13 protein-coding genes are annotated in these 16103 nt (G+C 40.5%); 4 read left to right on the top strand and 9 right to left on the bottom strand.

The annotated features are described in order from the left end of the window. Nucleotides 1-415: 415 nt before the first annotated feature. Nucleotides 416-1669, top strand: a complete 1254-nt coding sequence (locus LK453_RS05745) for a toxic anion resistance protein (RefSeq protein ID WP_007395848.1) — start codon at nucleotides 416-418, stop codon at nucleotides 1667-1669. 152 nt (nucleotides 1670-1821) lie between these two features. Here LK453_RS05745 and ahpC read toward each other — a convergent pair whose 3' ends face one another. The 3 genes from ahpC to LK453_RS05730 form a co-directional block, all read right to left on the bottom strand. Continuing rightward, a complete protein-coding gene (gene ahpC / locus LK453_RS05740; RefSeq protein WP_007395849.1) occupies nucleotides 1822-2388 on the bottom strand; it encodes an alkyl hydroperoxide reductase subunit C in 567 nt (188 codons plus the stop codon). A 247-nt stretch (nucleotides 2389-2635) separates the two neighbouring features. Then, complete coding sequence (locus tag LK453_RS05735; RefSeq protein WP_227945203.1) at nucleotides 2636-3163, bottom strand: IS630 family transposase; 528 nt, start codon at nucleotides 3161-3163, stop codon at nucleotides 2636-2638. A gap of 26 nt (nucleotides 3164-3189) precedes the next feature. Next, on the bottom strand, nucleotides 3190-3693 hold the full coding sequence (locus LK453_RS05730; protein WP_201534378.1) for a winged helix-turn-helix domain-containing protein: 504 nt from the start codon (nucleotides 3691-3693) through the stop codon (nucleotides 3190-3192). Nucleotides 3694-4218: 525 nt separating this feature from the next. Here LK453_RS05730 and LK453_RS05725 point away from each other — a divergent pair. Next, nucleotides 4219-5121, top strand: a complete 903-nt coding sequence (locus tag LK453_RS05725; protein ID WP_201530210.1) for a hydrogen peroxide-inducible genes activator — start codon at nucleotides 4219-4221, stop codon at nucleotides 5119-5121. Nucleotides 5122-5368: 247 nt separating this feature from the next. Here LK453_RS05725 and LK453_RS05720 read toward each other — a convergent pair whose 3' ends face one another. From LK453_RS05720 to LK453_RS05695, 6 genes are all read right to left on the bottom strand, one after another. Then, nucleotides 5369-6076, bottom strand: a complete 708-nt coding sequence (locus LK453_RS05720) for a M48 family metallopeptidase (RefSeq protein ID WP_201537645.1) — start codon at nucleotides 6074-6076, stop codon at nucleotides 5369-5371. A 61-nt stretch (nucleotides 6077-6137) separates the two neighbouring features. Continuing rightward, nucleotides 6138-7526 (bottom strand): DUF1513 domain-containing protein, encoded by a 1389-nt coding sequence (locus LK453_RS05715; RefSeq protein WP_201537643.1) that lies wholly within the window; start codon nucleotides 7524-7526, stop codon nucleotides 6138-6140. Continuing rightward, nucleotides 7526-8677 (bottom strand): imelysin family protein, encoded by a 1152-nt coding sequence (locus tag LK453_RS05710; RefSeq protein ID WP_201537641.1) that lies wholly within the window; start codon nucleotides 8675-8677, stop codon nucleotides 7526-7528. The genes LK453_RS05715 and LK453_RS05710 overlap by 1 nt, the downstream gene beginning before the upstream one ends. Before the next feature lie 100 nt (nucleotides 8678-8777). Then, nucleotides 8778-10352, bottom strand: coding sequence for a di-heme oxidoreductase family protein (locus tag LK453_RS05705; RefSeq protein ID WP_201537639.1), 1575 nt, complete (start codon nucleotides 10350-10352; stop codon nucleotides 8778-8780). 248 nt (nucleotides 10353-10600) lie between these two features. Further along, nucleotides 10601-12055 carry an imelysin family protein gene (locus LK453_RS05700; RefSeq protein WP_201537637.1) on the bottom strand — a complete coding sequence of 485 codons (1455 nt, stop codon included), beginning with the start codon at nucleotides 12053-12055 and terminating at the stop codon, nucleotides 10601-10603. A gap of 351 nt (nucleotides 12056-12406) precedes the next feature. Beyond that, nucleotides 12407-13060, bottom strand: coding sequence for an OmpA family protein (locus LK453_RS05695; RefSeq protein WP_007395856.1), 654 nt, complete (start codon nucleotides 13058-13060; stop codon nucleotides 12407-12409). Nucleotides 13061-13868: 808 nt separating this feature from the next. Between LK453_RS05695 and LK453_RS05690 the strand changes: the two genes are divergently transcribed. Further along, nucleotides 13869-14831 (top strand): acyltransferase, encoded by a 963-nt coding sequence (locus LK453_RS05690; RefSeq protein WP_007395857.1) that lies wholly within the window; start codon nucleotides 13869-13871, stop codon nucleotides 14829-14831. Between the two features lie 133 nt (nucleotides 14832-14964). Then, a complete protein-coding gene (locus LK453_RS05685) occupies nucleotides 14965-16041 on the top strand; it encodes a hypothetical protein (protein ID WP_201537635.1) in 1077 nt (358 codons plus the stop codon). The last annotated feature ends 62 nt before the right edge of the window (nucleotides 16042-16103 follow it).

Genomic DNA, 16103 nt, shown 5'->3' with positions numbered 1-16103 from the left:
GTTAACGGTTAAAGGTATTTGATTTATCAATTACCCTTTGATTGGTTATATCTCTTTCCCCACAGAATCTTATTGCAGTATTGAACTATTACCGTCAATTTGCCACAGCAGATTGACGGTTTTTTATTGTCTATTACTTGTGATTCCTTAGGCTTCCTCTTGTAGACATTCAGGTAGCTATCAATACAGGCATTTGATATGGCCATTAAAAATGCTAAATAGCGGCGAACTACTGTTACTGATTACTATTTTTAAATAAAAGGCTTATCCAGTATTTAGAATTCTTTACTTTTATTCAATATCATCATTGCCTAGTTTCTTGTAATATTTAACTCATAGCTTTTGATTAGCGAAAAATCAGTGATAGAAAATAAATAACATCTACTAAAATTTAATTAAAAATAAGGAACGCTAAATGCAAGAATTGACCCCACCAGAAACAGCTTCTACCCCTTCTATTACGCTAACACCACCTGAGCCAGTGAAAGAAGTTCCGACCAGTGAAGCTGATCAGATAGTTAAACTAGATCCCAATCAAATCCCAGAATTAGATGCTAAAGTTGATGCTTTTGTCAGCCATGTTTTGAATAACCCTGTCCAAAGTAGCGAATTTAAGCAAAACGTACAGTCGATTCACAACTTAGGTAATCAAGAAATTCGCGAGTCTGCCCAAGTGTCTAACCGCATGTTGGAATTGCCTGCAAAGAGTTTGGATAAAGGCTTATTTGATAACTCACCTATCGCGAAATCACTGACCGAACTTCGTGGTATTGTTGAAGATTTAGATCCGAGTAAAAAGCAGCTAACCAGTTCGCGTAAACTCTTTGGTCTTATCCCAATGGGCAATAAGGTACAAGATTATTTCCGTCAATATGAATCTGCACAATCGCATATTAATGCGGTAGTCACCAGTCTTTATAATGGTAAAGATGAACTGCTAAAAGACAATGCCATGATTGAGCAAGAAAAAGTCAATATGTGGAATTTGATGCAGTCTATTCGTCAATATGTCTATGTTGGCAAAAAGATCGATGAGCAACTAGAGAAAAAAGTTTACGAAATTGAAGCCACTGATCCTGAAAAAGCACGCATCATCAAAGAAGAGATGCTATTTTATGTGCGTCAGAAAAATACTGATTTCTTAACGCAACTGGCCGTTAACGTTCAAGGTTATTTGGCATTAGACACCATTCGCAAAAATAACTTAGAGCTCATTAAAGGCGTGGACCGTGCGACCACTACCACAGTTTCTGCTTTACGTACTGCGGTTATTGTGGCTCAAGCAATGACCAACCAGAAATTAGTACTAGATCAAATCACTGCTTTAAATAAAACCACTAGTAGCTTGATTGAATCTACCTCGGCTATGATGAAACGTCAGTCAACTGAGATTCATGAACAAGCCTCTAACAGTACCATTGAGCTTGATAAGCTGCAAAGTGCCTTTAACAATATTTATGAAACTATGGATATGATTAGTGATTATAAGGTAAAAGCTTTAGACAATATGAAGCAGACCGTAGACACCTTAACTACTGAAGTGGATAAAGCGCAAAAATATCTTGATAAAGCCAATCAGACTACAGTGCTTGAAGTCACCAAAGAGTTGGATACTAAAAAGATTACCAATCAAGCCAATAGCTCTAATACCGTAGATATTGATATTTAATGGCCATAGTAGTGTTATAGAAATAAACCTTATAGAAAATTTAAGCCATAAAAAAACCCCGCTACGAAGTAGCGGGGTTTTTATTGTCCTATCATTTAATCATTAAAAATTTCATAAATAATAGGGATCTAATTTAATCTATAAAAGATATATTAGATTTTACCTACTAGGTCTAGGCTTGGCTTAAGAGTGGCTTGACCTTGTTCCCAAGCTGCTGGACATACTTCACCGTCGTTTTCACGAACATATTGTGCCGCTTTAGTTTTACGTACCATATCTTTAGCGCTACGGCCGATACCACCAGCATGAATTTCAGCTACTTGGATCTTGCCATCTGGATCTACTAAGAAAGTACCACGTTCAGCTAGACCGTCTTCTTCAATCATTACGTTAAAGCCACGAGTGATACGGCCAGTTGGGTCACCGATCATTGGGAATTTTACTTTACCAATGGCTTCTGAAGAATCATGCCATGCTTTGTGGGTGAAGTGAGTGTCAGTAGATACTGAGTATACTTCTACGCCTAAACCTTGAAGTTCTTCGTACTGAGCAGCCATGTCTTCTAGTTCTGTTGGGCAAACGAAAGTAAAGTCTGCTGGATAGAACATGAAGATAGCCCATTTGCCTTTCACATCGTCTGAAGTGATGGTTTTGAATTCACCATTTACAAATGCTTCAGCTTTGAACTCAGGGATTTCTTGATTAATAATTGACGCCATGTTTCGGCTCCTTTTTTTGGTGGGTTTAATTAAACGACTGTTATTAAATAAACTGTTAGTAAATAAATTTATGTAAAAACTAAGTTAGTATTTTTCTTGGAATTTTTAAAACTTCTAGCTTTCTACGATGCTTAACCTATCATAGCGCTATTACATTTCTATGACGTTAGCGATTGTACTAACTAGTGGTGTTTTTATGTAGCTAATAGTTGAATTTTCAGGCTAAAGAACCATATTCATACCAATTCTAAAAAATAACACTCAAGTCGCACCACTCCCGCTGAGTGATAGACCTAATTAAGTTAGTCTGATTACACAATGCATTCCAAGCGTCACATGCCGCATCGACAATCGCATCATAACTCTCAAAACAGCGATTAGATAACCAATGCTGTTTAAGGTACTGCCATACCTGTTCAGCAGGGTTAAGCTCAGGTGAGTAGGGAGGCAATTTAAGCATGGTCACATTGTCTTGATCCAAACTTGGTTGGTGCCATAGCGCCCCATCCATAACCACCACGGCATGCCGACCTTCGGGAACAGCTTTACTGATTTCCTCCATATGCAATGCCATAGCTTGCTTATTCACATAAGGTAGAACAAGTCCAACACTCTCACCTGTCGCCGGATTAAAGGCACCAAATAGATAAGTTGATTCAAACTGCTGCTGCCTGACTACTCGAGGTCTTTGTCCTTTATAGTGCCAAACCCTTGTGATAGAGCCTTGTTGGCCAATACGTGTTTCATCCTGAAACCATATATCAACTTGCTTGATATCAACACCATCAGGTAGAACTTGCTTTATCTGCTCAAGGAAGTTTTTTTATATGCCTCCATGACTTTAGGATCTGCCTTAGGATGCCGACTACGCGCAGATACCCAGCTCATACCAATACGTTTCATGAGAGGATAGATCGCTTTAGGGGTATAGTTGGCGTTAAATTGCTCCTTGGCGATTTGTGCGATGTCTTTTGCCGTGAGCCTACCACCACCTCTTTGCTGCTGAGCTTCTACTATCGCTTGTTTGAATGGTTCTATGTCTTTTTCTGCTAAAAGACTCTTTCTGCCTCTGCCAGCTGCGTCATAGACACTAGTGATACCATGCAACCAGTATTTCCTTCTTATGGTATAGACGCTTCTAGGGTTATAGCCAAAGTTCTCTGCTACGGTCGCTATAGGATGACCTTGACTCAGTTGATGCAGCATGAGTAGTCTGATTCGTGCTCTGGCATTGCCTTCTGTTTTAGATAATTGCAGAAAATCGTGGTCTGTGAGTTTATGATTTCTAGGGGTTTTTTTCGGCATGTGATTCTATTATGTTGTTGAGTTGGTTATATTGTACCTTATTTTTTGGAATTGGTATCACTTATTATCTCAGACCGCTAGTTATAACACTTTAAGCATCGCTCCTTGCTAACTACAAGACTTATTATAGCAAGCTTCTATATTTAATCTAATTTAAAGATTATAACTTGACGTTTTGTTTAATAAAACATACATTTTGTCTATAGTGACCTGATATTATTGCAGGTACAGTGATATTGTAGATATAACACGTATAGAGACATCGTAGATATCGCAAAAGAAATAATTATAGAATGAAAGAGAGTGGACGAAAACTAAGTTAGAAACGGCAAGCGCTTGATGACCAAAACTCGGCCAAATCAGATATTTATTATTATTGAGTATTTAATGTCGCCCGTCATTGATAGTATATTCTTATCACGTTGACAGTACATTTTTCTTAAAAGCTTAATATGTTTCAGACAGAGCGTTTAGGCCATTTCTTTTTCTAAAATAAGCCGCCGACCAACCCATAAGAGACTTTCCATGATTACTTTAAGACAATTAGAATTTGCGCTTGCTGTCGCTAAGCATCGCCATTTCAAACGAGCAGCAGAAGAATGTAATATTTCTCAATCTGCACTGAGTCTAGGCATCGCCGAACTAGAAAAGCAATTGGACACTCAAATTTTTGAGCGCAATAACAAACAAGTTCTAATTACACCGATTGGCGAAGAAATTTTAGTCCGTGCACAGCGTGTTTTCTCAGAAATAAACGACTTAACTACTCGGGCGCAAAGCCATCAGACTCCTCTTGCCTACCCAATGACGGTGGGTATGATTCCGACCATTGCCCCTTACCTATTACCAAAAGTATTGCCTGAACTTAAAGCCCAATATCCAAACTTCCGTATGACCGTGGTTGAGCAGCAAACCGAGCGGTTGTTAGAGCAAGTACGCTATGGTCATATCGATACGGCTATTATTGCGCTGCCCTATCCCGTAGATGGGCTACATACTTTTGAGTTTTGGCAAGAAGACTTCTTTGCTGTCTTCCCCAGTGATGATTCTCTGGCCGATTTGAAGACGATTTCTTCAGATCAGTTAAGCACTGCAAATTTAATGCTGTTAGGCGAAGGTCATTGTTTGACAGATCAGGCGTTAAACGTTTGTTCATTTGATCGAGATGAGTTTAAATCTAATTTCTCAGATGCCAGTTTGAACACCTTGATTCAGATGGCATTGGCCGGCATGGGCACTACCTTAATACCAGAAATGGCCTTACAGCAGGTTCGTCGTCAGAACAACGACGTTGCTACTATTCCATTAACTGAAAAGGGGCCACACCGCCGTATCGCCTTTGTGACACGTCTAAACTATGCGCGCGTTGATGATGTTAATTTATTGGCCACCATCTTTAAAAAAGCGTTAGAAGCAGATCAGCAGTAAGACCCATAAATTGTTCCTGTTACTACATCTCTTACTAAAAACCCCTCTAAAATTTAGAGGGGTTTTTTATTGACTGTTATTTTATTGAATCTTGAAGAATAACCGAAACTGATTCAGAAATTAATCTATTATGAAACGAGCGCAAACCCGACAAATCGTCAGTTCTGCAATTTGAACGACTATGGGTTGTTTTATGATAGAGATAGGTTGTTTTATAGAAAAAGCTGAATGGGTTTATAGAAAAGCACTAATCAACGATTCCTGATTTACCCGCCAACATATCATGCCAGCGCTTATAATCAGGCATTGAGCGCTTGACCTCATGCCAAAATGCAGGGCTATGGTTGGCTTGATGCAAGTGACACAGTTCATGCACAATGACATACTCCGTACAGGGTAGCGGAAAAGCGGGTAGATAGACGGACAACCAAATTCGCTTAGCCTTAGTATTACAACTGCCCCAACGCGTGCTCATTTTTTTAATACGAGTTTCATTGGCTACTTTACCAACGACGGGTTGCCATTTTTGGAATAGCTCAGGCATCACACTTTGTAGCTCATGGCGATACCAGTGAAGACGCTCTGCTTCACTCATTACTCTATTTTGAGTCTCGCCCCAAAGCTTAATAGGCGATAAACCATTCTTCGAACTTGTGTTTGAATGATGGCCACCCAGTTGCTGCTTTTGCTGATGCCGCTTTAGCAACTCTGTATGATGATTAACAACCCAGTCGAGACGCTTACTTAGTGCATTGATTATCTCAACGTCACTGACAAAATAAGGAGCAGAAACAGATAGCTGATAGGGTTTGAGACGAAAATTAATATTTTTAACCCGTTTGCGAGTTATGTTCAGCTGTATTTGTGCCTGACTAAGTTCAGTCTCAATGACAGTATATAAACATCGCACCTGTTCAGACTGAGTCTTGTTATGTGTCGCAGCTGTTGTAAACATGGTTCATCGCCGTTTATCTATTTATAAGCCAGTGGCTTATAAATTCGTGGTTAATAGCCACCTATTTCCTTTCAATAACATTGAGATGGTTATCAAAAGCATAAGGCTGTTGCACTTTTTCCACTTTAACAGAAAACGGGCGAGTCTGTATATTCACTTTAATTTGGGTTAATGCGCCCTGTCCATCACTTACTAAAAAGGTCGGTGATTCTGCTTTATCAGTAGTACTGTTGTGCCAAGTCGATGAAGGATAGACAGCTACCCCTGCACAGTCGGCCAAATCCACACTTTCAATTAATTCACCGCTATTTAAATCAAATACCGCTGCACAGCCCCCAATCGGACTGGTAGCACATACTAGATTGCGATTAGAATCCACACTAACACTGGCAATATAATGATGAAAGCGGTGCCAACCATTAGGATTTGTTTGATCCATTTGCAAAGCGGTAAATTCAGATTGGCCCAAACGATGGGTCAATATCATCGGTACATTTAAATGGCGCTCGCCTTGAAACTGAATACCAATTATTACTGTACCATCACTATGCATGGTCAAATGACGCACACTCATCTGATTGTGCGCTGGGTATACTTGCTGAATCAGCTTACCTTCATGACGGTCTAAATAAACCAATGAAGGCTGCATGCTATAAATATTCAGTTCTTCGCGTGAGGCTCTTTCAGTTTTAATACCGCCATTGGCGATAACCAAGGTTTTACCATCAGGGTGCATGACAATTTCATGCGGTCCAATCCCTTGCGTGGCAAACTCGCCTATTTTTTTATAGCCTGATGCAACGTCATAAATACCGATAACACCGCTAAAATCTGACGTATTATTTTCAGTCACATACAGTAGGTCGCCCTCTAAGCTATAACAAGCATGCCCATAAAAATGACGATTGGCTTCCGCCTTAATGCTATATCGTAACTTACCGCTATCCGCCGCCAAAACCCAAAACCACTCGCTAGGACGACGGCCCATTACTGCCACATCAATACTGTTATTCCGAGCAATACGGTTATCATGGGTAGCACTAGCGTTAGAAGACTCCTGATCCGGCTGTATTAAAATATCATGGACACGCTCTGGCATAGCCGTTTGCCAACAAATCTGGCGTTGACTATCAATGCCGACGACCGCGAACTCATTGTTGGTTAAATCAGCGACGCCACTGACCCAGCTTACTTCTGGCATAAATGGTTTAGTGTCAGCAGCAACCTTTGTAGGCATAAATAAAGCCTGAGTTACGCCTTCGACATAGTCCATTAATCGAGCGTTAGCATCATATTGTTTGCGTCCCAAATGATGGGCACCCACTAGAGCTATGGTTCCCGCCGTACTTAATGCCAAGGTCTTAAGACTACTAGATAATCCTGTACGCAATGACTTAGCTAGCCCAGTATTTTCGGTTACAAAGGCAGCGTGATGCTCAGCATTAGACATTAGTCACCATCCGTACTGTTAAAGCCCACTTGTATTCCTAAAGTCGGCATTAATTGACGTTTAATAACTTGGGTGAGCTCGGTCAACTTCTCATACAGTGCTTTTTGCTGATCTGGTGTCGCTTGTGCGAAATCCTCTGGTAATTGAGCCAATAGTGTTGATGCTTCTGCCAATAATGTTGACATTTCATCCGCCAAAGTATCATTGCCATTGTCAGACAAAATGGCTACCAATGCTGGATCAGTTAAAGCTTTATTTAAAGCAGCTACTTTAGCCGTAATGATGGCTCGACTCTGTCCTGCGGCGGCTGCTGGCAAATGTCCTTTTTTATTACCCGTAATACCTAATGGTTGGTCTAATGAGGTACTCTTTGTGGTCTCTACTAAGGCCAGTACTGAGTTAATCCAGCGGTTAAGCCCTGTCTTGTTTTGATCGCCACCTATGCCCAACAGTTGCTCAGGAGACTCCTGCCAAGCTTTTTGCACATCACTTAATCTCGCTGTTAAGGCTTCACTGGCACTGACCACATATTGGCACTGCTCTTTGGTTAAGCTGTCATTGGCATACAAAACTTCCTCCAGTCCTGGTATACCTTGTACGATAGCGCTCTCTGATGCTAATTGATCAGCGGTCAGTGTTGGGTTTGCGGCAATTAAGTCGATGACCCCTTGATGGACTAGGCCACGTTCATCAGGATAGTAGTTAATGTATAAATTACTCATACTATTCATGGCAGGACCAAAGCCAACCACTTCTGCTTGAGCCCAAGCTTTAGCCAATTCTAACCATTGAGCACGTAATGCGGTTAGCTGTTCGCCACTTACTGCGCTGCCTGTTTGGCAACTTTGCGTAGCAAGTGAGCCTAAAGCACTACTTTGTTCAACCACATTTTGATATGCGGTAAGGATTTGGTTATTGGCCACCTCGGTTAAGTAGCTTTCTGCCGTATTAGGGTCAATATCGATAGTTTTAATATTCACACCATTATTGGTATTGTTACTATTCGCACTCGGCGTCGTTGGTGTTTCTTTCACCGCGACGTCCTGCTCTTTAGCGGTGGTTTGGGTGTCCTCGTTGGGCTTGGTACAGCTGATTAAAATACTGGCACTTAAAGCAGAGAGCACCATAGCCGTAAGTTGATATTTTTTCATAAAATTCTCATTGTTTTGGGTAACTGACCTAGGCCTAGGTCATTTCTTCTATAGTAAATTAGTCGCTTTTATTGATCGTAAATTGGTCGCAAGTTTTAGGTCATAGCGAATTTAAGAATGCCTCTAATTCTTCGCGGCCTTTTTTGTCTAGTTTCAATACTCTTTGTTTATGCGGTTGTGCCTCACCACCATGCCATAGTACGGCTTCCATTGGACTGCGTGCGCGTCCATCATGTAAGAAAGTGGCTTGTGAATCTACTTTCTTAGCCAACCCAATGCCCCATAGTGCAGGGGTTCGCCATTCATACGAAGTCGCCAAAAATTCAACTTGAGCATCTTTGGCAGGTAACTTACCAGCGATGGTGCGGTCTGCTAAATCATCCCCCATATCATGCAATAACAAATCGGTATAAGGATAGATAATCTGACCTTGTTGCTCTAAGTGATTGTCCTTGCCTTTGGGTAATTGATAACGTGGAGTATGGCAACTTTGACAGCCCATATCATAAAAGCGCTTTTTCCCTGCCAATACGGTTAGGTCATTAGCATTACGGCGGTCTGGAACGGCTAAATTTTGCGTGTAGAACTCGACAAACTTAGCAACTTCATCACTCACTTCCACCGGCGACTTACCATCGCCTTGATCATCTGCGCCAGTGGGCGCTTTTAGACATTGAGGTTGGTTTTTGGTACAAGACTCTACGGGGCGAATACGCGAGGTTAATCCCATATCTTCATTAAAGGCACTCATATTTTGGGTAATTAAGCGTGTCTGACCGGCTTTCCAACCAAATTTACCCAAAGATTGTTTGCTGGTTTCGGGATCTATGACCCAATTATATTTGCCACTGATGCCGTCTTTATCGTCATCATTGATATCCGCTTGCCGCTTGATGGCTTGTTCTGGGATATATTCCAATAGACCAAGGCCAATCATAGGTAAAGCCACCCTTGGCGACACCATTAACTCGGCATCAAAAGCACCATAACCAGGGTTTTTTAATTGAAAATTAGGACGGCGCAAATTTACCACATGACCATCTTCAAAAGTCACAGGTACATCAGTCCAACTTACGGCTACTTTGGCTTCGGCAGGCACACCTTGGATACCCCGATCTTGGAGCTGACCACCATATATGGGATGCGCCACCTTCTCTATTTGTGACTGCTTTAACGCTTCACGCTGCTGTTCAGTAGTTGCTGGCATTGCCAAACGAATTAACAAACTATCAGCATCATCTTCAGCATTTAGCGGTGCGTGTCCACGACCATCTTTAATGTGGCAAGATTGACAGGCTGCCACATTAAATAAAGCCCCTAACCCATCTCGACTGTCTGTGCTGGCAGGCGCTATGACCCAAGGTTGTTTAAAAAAGGCATTACCAATGAAAAAGTTGCCTTTCCGTGAGGCCGATATGTTGGAAGAAGGCTTAGAATAACTCTCACTTGAAACTATTGCGATACCCGTATCGCCCCCTTGTCTAATCTCTTGAGGATCGAAAGTGACCAGTTGTTGGTAGGGAACCCCTGCAAGATCTTCGACGATTTGAAGTCTGGCTTTAGTCGTTACTCCCTCCTCCTTGTTATCTGTCGACTGTTGACAGCCACTGATTGCAACTAAGGATAAGGCAGTTGCTAAACTAAGGGCTAAACTTTTTTTCACTGGAAATGACATAGGCTTGTCTTAAGTGGTTTTTGGATAAGAAAGTTTTGGATAAAAGGGACCGACAACAACTTTAAATTTAGGGGCTATTAACCAAAACACGTTGCCAATTCTACACTGGCAACGTGTCAATCCATCTATCCCTGTAGTTGTGCTATTTATTTATTTATTAACTAATTAGCTCGTCAAATCAGCACGCAACCTATCATACAATTACGCACTCAATAGTATTGGAACAAAGCGTCATGATGACTCTTTGTCTAAAACTGTGAACCAGTGTCAGCATCTAGATTTTCAATACCGATACTTTTTGCTGAATATTCGATAGCATCTGTTAGAGATTTCAAATCATTGATCGCAGATTCTACCCAGCCTCGGCGTTTGTTTTGTTCTTCCGCTGAAACATCATGTTTACTCGCCTGCCCAACCGTAGCAATCATTTGATCTACTTTAATACCGTTTTTCTCGCCTTGTTCAACGATGGTATCAAAGCTTTTCTCAACTTTATTAAATTCTGCCTCTAATTTATCAGCTGCCTCTTGTTGACCGGCATCAATTAGAAACTGCTTAATACCATAATTACCGACTGTGTTGCCTGATACGGTCTTATATTGACCTTTAAACACGTTGTCGATACCGTGGGCATTATTGGCGTAGCTTAAATGGGTCAAATCACTAAAGCATTCATGCTCATCTTCTGTTGAACCAGTGACAAATGCAACCTGCATACGCTCTGATGCTAACTCCCCTAGAGCCAAACTGCCCATTTGATAAAATAACTGACGTACAGCGTTGTTCGAGCTTCTTGCCATTAAATCGCTACGCAACGTGTTCTCTGAATTAGGCTGCCACTCGGCTACCATAGTGGTCAAATCATTAACCAATAACTGCGTTGCTGCTTTTAAGTATTGGCCACGCTTGGCACAGACACTTGCATCAACTGTGTTGCCTTCACCGCTGGTACATTGCTCATTGGTCATATAGTCCGTCACTGGACGATTGCCCGCGCCTTCTGCCGTCCCATTGTTGTCTTGACCCCATAATAAGAACTCAATTGCATGATAACCGGTAGTAACATTGGCTTCACTGCCGCCAATCTCATTCATCTCGGCCAATAAATCAGGCGTGATGTTTTTGGTATCCTGTTCGACACTGCCTACGGTAATATGGTCTGAATTAATAATATTATCTTTGCTGTTATATTCACCCGCATAGCCTTCAGACACATAGTCAATTAACGCCTCATCAAGTGGCCAAGCGTTTACTTGTCCTTCCCAGCCATCAACACTACCCAAAGCTCGCTTATCATTGGCAGTAACAAATCCTTCATCAAAACGAAAGATTTCAGTTTGCGAATAAGGTTGGCGCGCTGCTTTGTAGGCGGCTCTTGCGGCTTCTAAATTGGCCTCTGTCGGATCTGCGATAAAAACATCTACTGCTTGTTGTAATTTTTTGGCTTCAGTCAATGAGTCTTCATAAGCGGCTTGTGCCATGTCTGCATAATTGGTAAGTAGTTTATTAACAGAGGCTTCATCTCCTGCAACGGTAGCGGTTCCTTTTTGAGCATTATTTTCGACGGCTACTTCCTGATTACTTTGTGCAGCATCGTCTTTTTCTTTTGAGCATCCTGATAATGCTAAAGTTGTTATAAGAGCTGACATCAATACAGTATTTATTTTTGGTCTAATTAAGTTGCTCGTCATTGCTAAAGCCATAGGGTATTCTCAGAATAATGTATCTAAAGTGAGGGAGTGATAATAGCGATGAGCTATCAGAAACCCTGATTAATAACATTAGTTTTTTTTAACTTATAACACTATAAGTTAATATAAACAGCATTAATGAAGGATAAGTATAATAGTATTGATAACCATTATCAATAAAAAATTAAGGGTATCTGCCTATAAACTAATAGACCCTTTATTACCTTCATTAGAAACCCTATGAAAAAAAATAAGCCGACAATTATTGTCGGCTTATTTTATTGGTTTAGTTAACTATATCTTTGAATCCGTTAACTTAACACCTATCTGTAATATCGAGTAAGCAAACTGCTTAATTCGTTATTATCTTAGGTTTTGTGGTGCATTTAATTTAATTTCAACACGGCGGTTTTGCATTCTGCCTTGCTCAGTGCTGTTATCAGCAATAGGTTGGCTCTGACCATAACCTAGAGTTTGGATACGTGCACCTGAAACACCACGGTTTACTAAATAGCCGGCAACAGATTGAGCACGACGCTGTGATAAACCTTGGTTATAAGTTGGGTTACCAACGCTATCTGTATGACCCATTACTGTTACTGTGGTTTGGTTATACTGGTTCATAGTAGAAGCCAGTTTGTCTAGCGTATTGTAGAAAGATGGGTTGATGTTGGTGCTATCATGAGCAAACGTGATATTACCAGGCATGATTAGGTCGATGTTACCTTGACCGTCATGCTTAACTTCTACACCAGTACCTGCCATTTGCTGTTCAAGCTGTCTTTTTTGGTTTTCCATATATGTACCAACAGCACCACCTAAAACAGCACCGATAGCAGCATCACGACCTGTTTTGTCACCGCCAGTTACTTTAGAAATACCTGCACCAGCAGCAGCGCCGCCTAAAGCGCCTAGTACGCCTTTATGAACAGTTTGTTGGCCTGTAGCAGGATCTGTTGCACAGCCTGCTAGAGCTAGTGAAGATGCCAATGCAGCAATCATTAATTTGTTATTCATAATCGTTCCTTAAATTTTAAAAAGGTAATTTTTATTTGTCTAACGGACTCTGCTCTACAAAACTGACTATATTCTATAATTAGCTCAGCTATTTTTATAGTAACATCGAACCAACTAACATCGCAATCAAGTGCCTAATAAGCAGCGTCTTATATAGTAAAAAAGATGCGATTACCATACAGTATTTGGTGTGATAATTGTATAACAATCATTATTGTAGAAAGATTCACTTAATAAAGTTAGCAAATGTTTCATGAATTATTATGCCTTTTTCAATACGCTAATATGTAATAATTTGTGGTTTTGCTGTATGACATCTATGCATTATCTAACGCTTTTATCGCTTACAAACCTCAACTTTGTGTCCTCTATTCTTATTTTCGATAAGTAGAGAAAGGTATTAGTGATAATTAGTTTTTGCACTTTTAGCATCTACTTAAATGACATTGCTCGGCTGTCTCTTTAAAGTTGTTGATACTCTCACTAAATTACCATCTTACTGACCCATCTAATTAACCCGCATCTCATCGAGTAGCCTTAAAAAGATATTTGACGCTTAAATCTCTATATATTAATGATGGTCATTGTTATGATAGCGAATCTTGGTTTACAATCGTAAACTGCACTGGATAAACAAGATTCATATTATTTTCCAAAGTACTGTTTTCCACAGCCCTGTGCTTTAAAGTTTTAACACGCCTATATTTAGCCTATTATAAAGGGGCTATTTAGCGATTTATTAAGCTAAGGGCGTGTTGGCTCATATGTTCCTAAACTATGCTTTTGACTCACCCAAACGGTCTTTTCTATGAAAAACAAAATAAAAAACATATATCAAAAATTGCATACTAAGGCACCCTCTATCGGTAAAGCGGCTTCTTTTGCTACTGCTGCAGGGGTCATTGGTGCCAATACATTCACCATTGGCGTTCCGTTATGGTTATTAGGGGCCACTAAAGTCGCTACTGGCTCAAGTGTGGCAGATAAAAGCGTTATCAAAATTACTAAACATTGGATTGAAACCAATAATAAGTTAATTGATAGTGTGTTACCTGAAAGAGATTGGCGTATCGAGCTTCCTGATGACCTTGAGGAAGACAAGCAATACCTGTTAATCAGTAATCACTTGTCTTGGGTAGATACCAGTGTGGTTCAATACATCAGCCAAGATCGCCTACCCCTTACCCGCTTCTTTACTAAATTCAATCTGATTTACATTCCTTTCATTGGTCAAGCTTTTTACTTCTTAGATTTTCCGATGATGAAGCGTCATACTAAAGAAGAGATTGCTAAACACCCAGAACTAAAAGATAGAGACATATTAGAAGCAAAACGTGCCTGCGAGCTACTTAAAGACAAACCTTTTGCTTTGCTGAACTATCTAGAAGGGACTCGTTTTACTCCAGAAAAACGAGATGCTCAGAAGTCGCCTTATAAAAATCTGTTGAAGCCTAAGGCCGGTGGCATTTCATTGGCTATCCAAGCTTTAGGGCCTCAGATCGATGGTATTTTGGACATGACGATTGTCTATCCTGATGGTAGCCCCTCTTATACTGACTTATGGAAAGGTAATGTTAAGCGTTTGGGGGTACATGTACAGCGTATTGACATTCCACAGGCCTTATTCACTGCTATCGAAGAAGGTGACTATAATAATGATGACGCCATGAAACAGACTATGTATGCTTGGTTGGATGAAATTTGGCGCAATAAAGACGAGCAAATTTCACGCATGAAAGCTGATTTTGAAAACTCTCCTAAGCCTTTATAAGCTTAACCGTTTATAATTACTGTTATTTTCTATTGTCGAGGCTACAGTTACTTGAGGTCTAAAGTCGCAAGTAATCGTAGCCTTGAGTCGCTATTGACTTGACCATACCTTAATATAAAGGGCTAGCAAAAGCATGACTGACCCCCAAAATAACACCCCATCGCCGCCAAGCAATATTGACCCTAATATCAAATCACCAGAAAACCCCTTAAGAAGTAAGACTGCTGTCAGACTGGCTTTATTATATGATATTGTCATGTTGGTGGTCATTGTGATTGATCTAAGTATTATCAGCCTTGACTTACTATTAATGAGTAAGTTCATGAGCCAAGTGGCTGACTGGCTAAATCTATCACAACAATTGCTATTTTATGTAGACAATATCCATCACCCTCTTAGGGTACTGGGTGGATTTTTTACTATTTTTTTAATTGCAGAGTTAGCCTTTCGCTGGCTACTGTCTATTATTGGCAAAGAATACAGTCGCTGGTTTTTCTTCCCCTTTGTGCATTGGTACGAAGTGCTTGGCTGTTTCCCTCAGTTTCGAGCATTACGATTATTGCGTGCTTTTTTTATTGGTCGCAAACTCTATCAACTCGGCTATCAAGTCTTGCCACAAAAATGGATTGATAGTGGCAAATTTTATTATGATGTTATATTTGAAGAGATTTCTGACCGCGTCATCTTGACTGCGACTGACAATTTGCGTCAACAGTTCGCGGATGAAAAAGCCAATCAACGCTTTATCGAAGAGACCTTTAATAAAAATCGTCCGCAAATACAAGCGATGGTGTCCTCTATACTCAAACAAGAGCTTGGCCCGCAGTTAAGACAACTGGCCCAAAGCAAAGCCACCGAAGAGCTTTCAGTTCAGGTTGGCGTCGCGGTTCAAGAGGCCTTAAACAATACCCCAGAGTTGAGACGCTATTTGCGCATGATACCTATAGCGGGGAGTCTGATCGAAGGGCAACTACACAGCATTAGCCAAAATATTGGTGAAAATATCACTCAAACTTTATTCTCGCATTTAACCCAAAGCCATATTACCGATGCCATAATTGATGAAATCGCCCAAACCGTGGCCAATATTGATTTACAAAATCCGGAACTGGATGCGCTAGTGGCCACTATCGTCAATGATGGTCTAAATGCCTTTGAAGAGCAGGTCAAAGTTCAACAGTGGAAACATCAAAAGTATTTGCATCTATAGCTTATAATTATAATAATCACTCATGAAAATAAGACCATAAAATCTCAAAACTCCTAACATAA

The sequence above is a fragment of the Psychrobacter sanguinis genome, from assembly GCF_020736705.1.
Classification (GTDB): Bacteria; Pseudomonadota; Gammaproteobacteria; order Pseudomonadales; family Moraxellaceae; genus Psychrobacter; species Psychrobacter sanguinis.
This window is presented reverse-complemented; position numbering and strand designations above follow the sequence as displayed.

What these genes read in the sequence shown, in the direction of transcription:
- LK453_RS05745 (WP_007395848.1), top strand. Translation starts at nt 416, where the DNA reads ATGCAAGAATTGACCCCACCAGAAACAGCTTCTACCCCTTCTATTACG.
- LK453_RS05725 (WP_201530210.1), top strand. Translation starts at nt 4,219, where the DNA reads ATGATTACTTTAAGACAATTAGAATTTGCGCTTGCTGTCGCTAAGCAT.
- ahpC (WP_007395849.1), bottom strand. Translation starts at nt 2,388, where the DNA reads ATGGCGTCAATTATTAATCAAGAAATCCCTGAGTTCAAAGCTGAAGCA.
- LK453_RS05720 (WP_201537645.1), bottom strand. Translation starts at nt 6,076, where the DNA reads ATGTTTACAACAGCTGCGACACATAACAAGACTCAGTCTGAACAGGTG.
- LK453_RS05695 (WP_007395856.1), bottom strand. Translation starts at nt 13,060, where the DNA reads ATGAATAACAAATTAATGATTGCTGCATTGGCATCTTCACTAGCTCTA.
- LK453_RS05730 (WP_201534378.1), bottom strand. Translation starts at nt 3,693, where the DNA reads ATGCCGAAAAAAACCCCTAGAAATCATAAACTCACAGACCACGATTTT.
- LK453_RS05715 (WP_201537643.1), bottom strand. Translation starts at nt 7,526, where the DNA reads ATGTCTAATGCTGAGCATCACGCTGCCTTTGTAACCGAAAATACTGGG.
- LK453_RS05685 (WP_201537635.1), top strand. Translation starts at nt 14,965, where the DNA reads ATGACTGACCCCCAAAATAACACCCCATCGCCGCCAAGCAATATTGAC.
- LK453_RS05710 (WP_201537641.1), bottom strand. Translation starts at nt 8,677, where the DNA reads ATGAAAAAATATCAACTTACGGCTATGGTGCTCTCTGCTTTAAGTGCC.
- LK453_RS05690 (WP_007395857.1), top strand. Translation starts at nt 13,869, where the DNA reads ATGAAAAACAAAATAAAAAACATATATCAAAAATTGCATACTAAGGCA.
- LK453_RS05700 (WP_201537637.1), bottom strand. Translation starts at nt 12,055, where the DNA reads ATGGCTTTAGCAATGACGAGCAACTTAATTAGACCAAAAATAAATACT.
- LK453_RS05705 (WP_201537639.1), bottom strand. Translation starts at nt 10,352, where the DNA reads ATGTCATTTCCAGTGAAAAAAAGTTTAGCCCTTAGTTTAGCAACTGCC.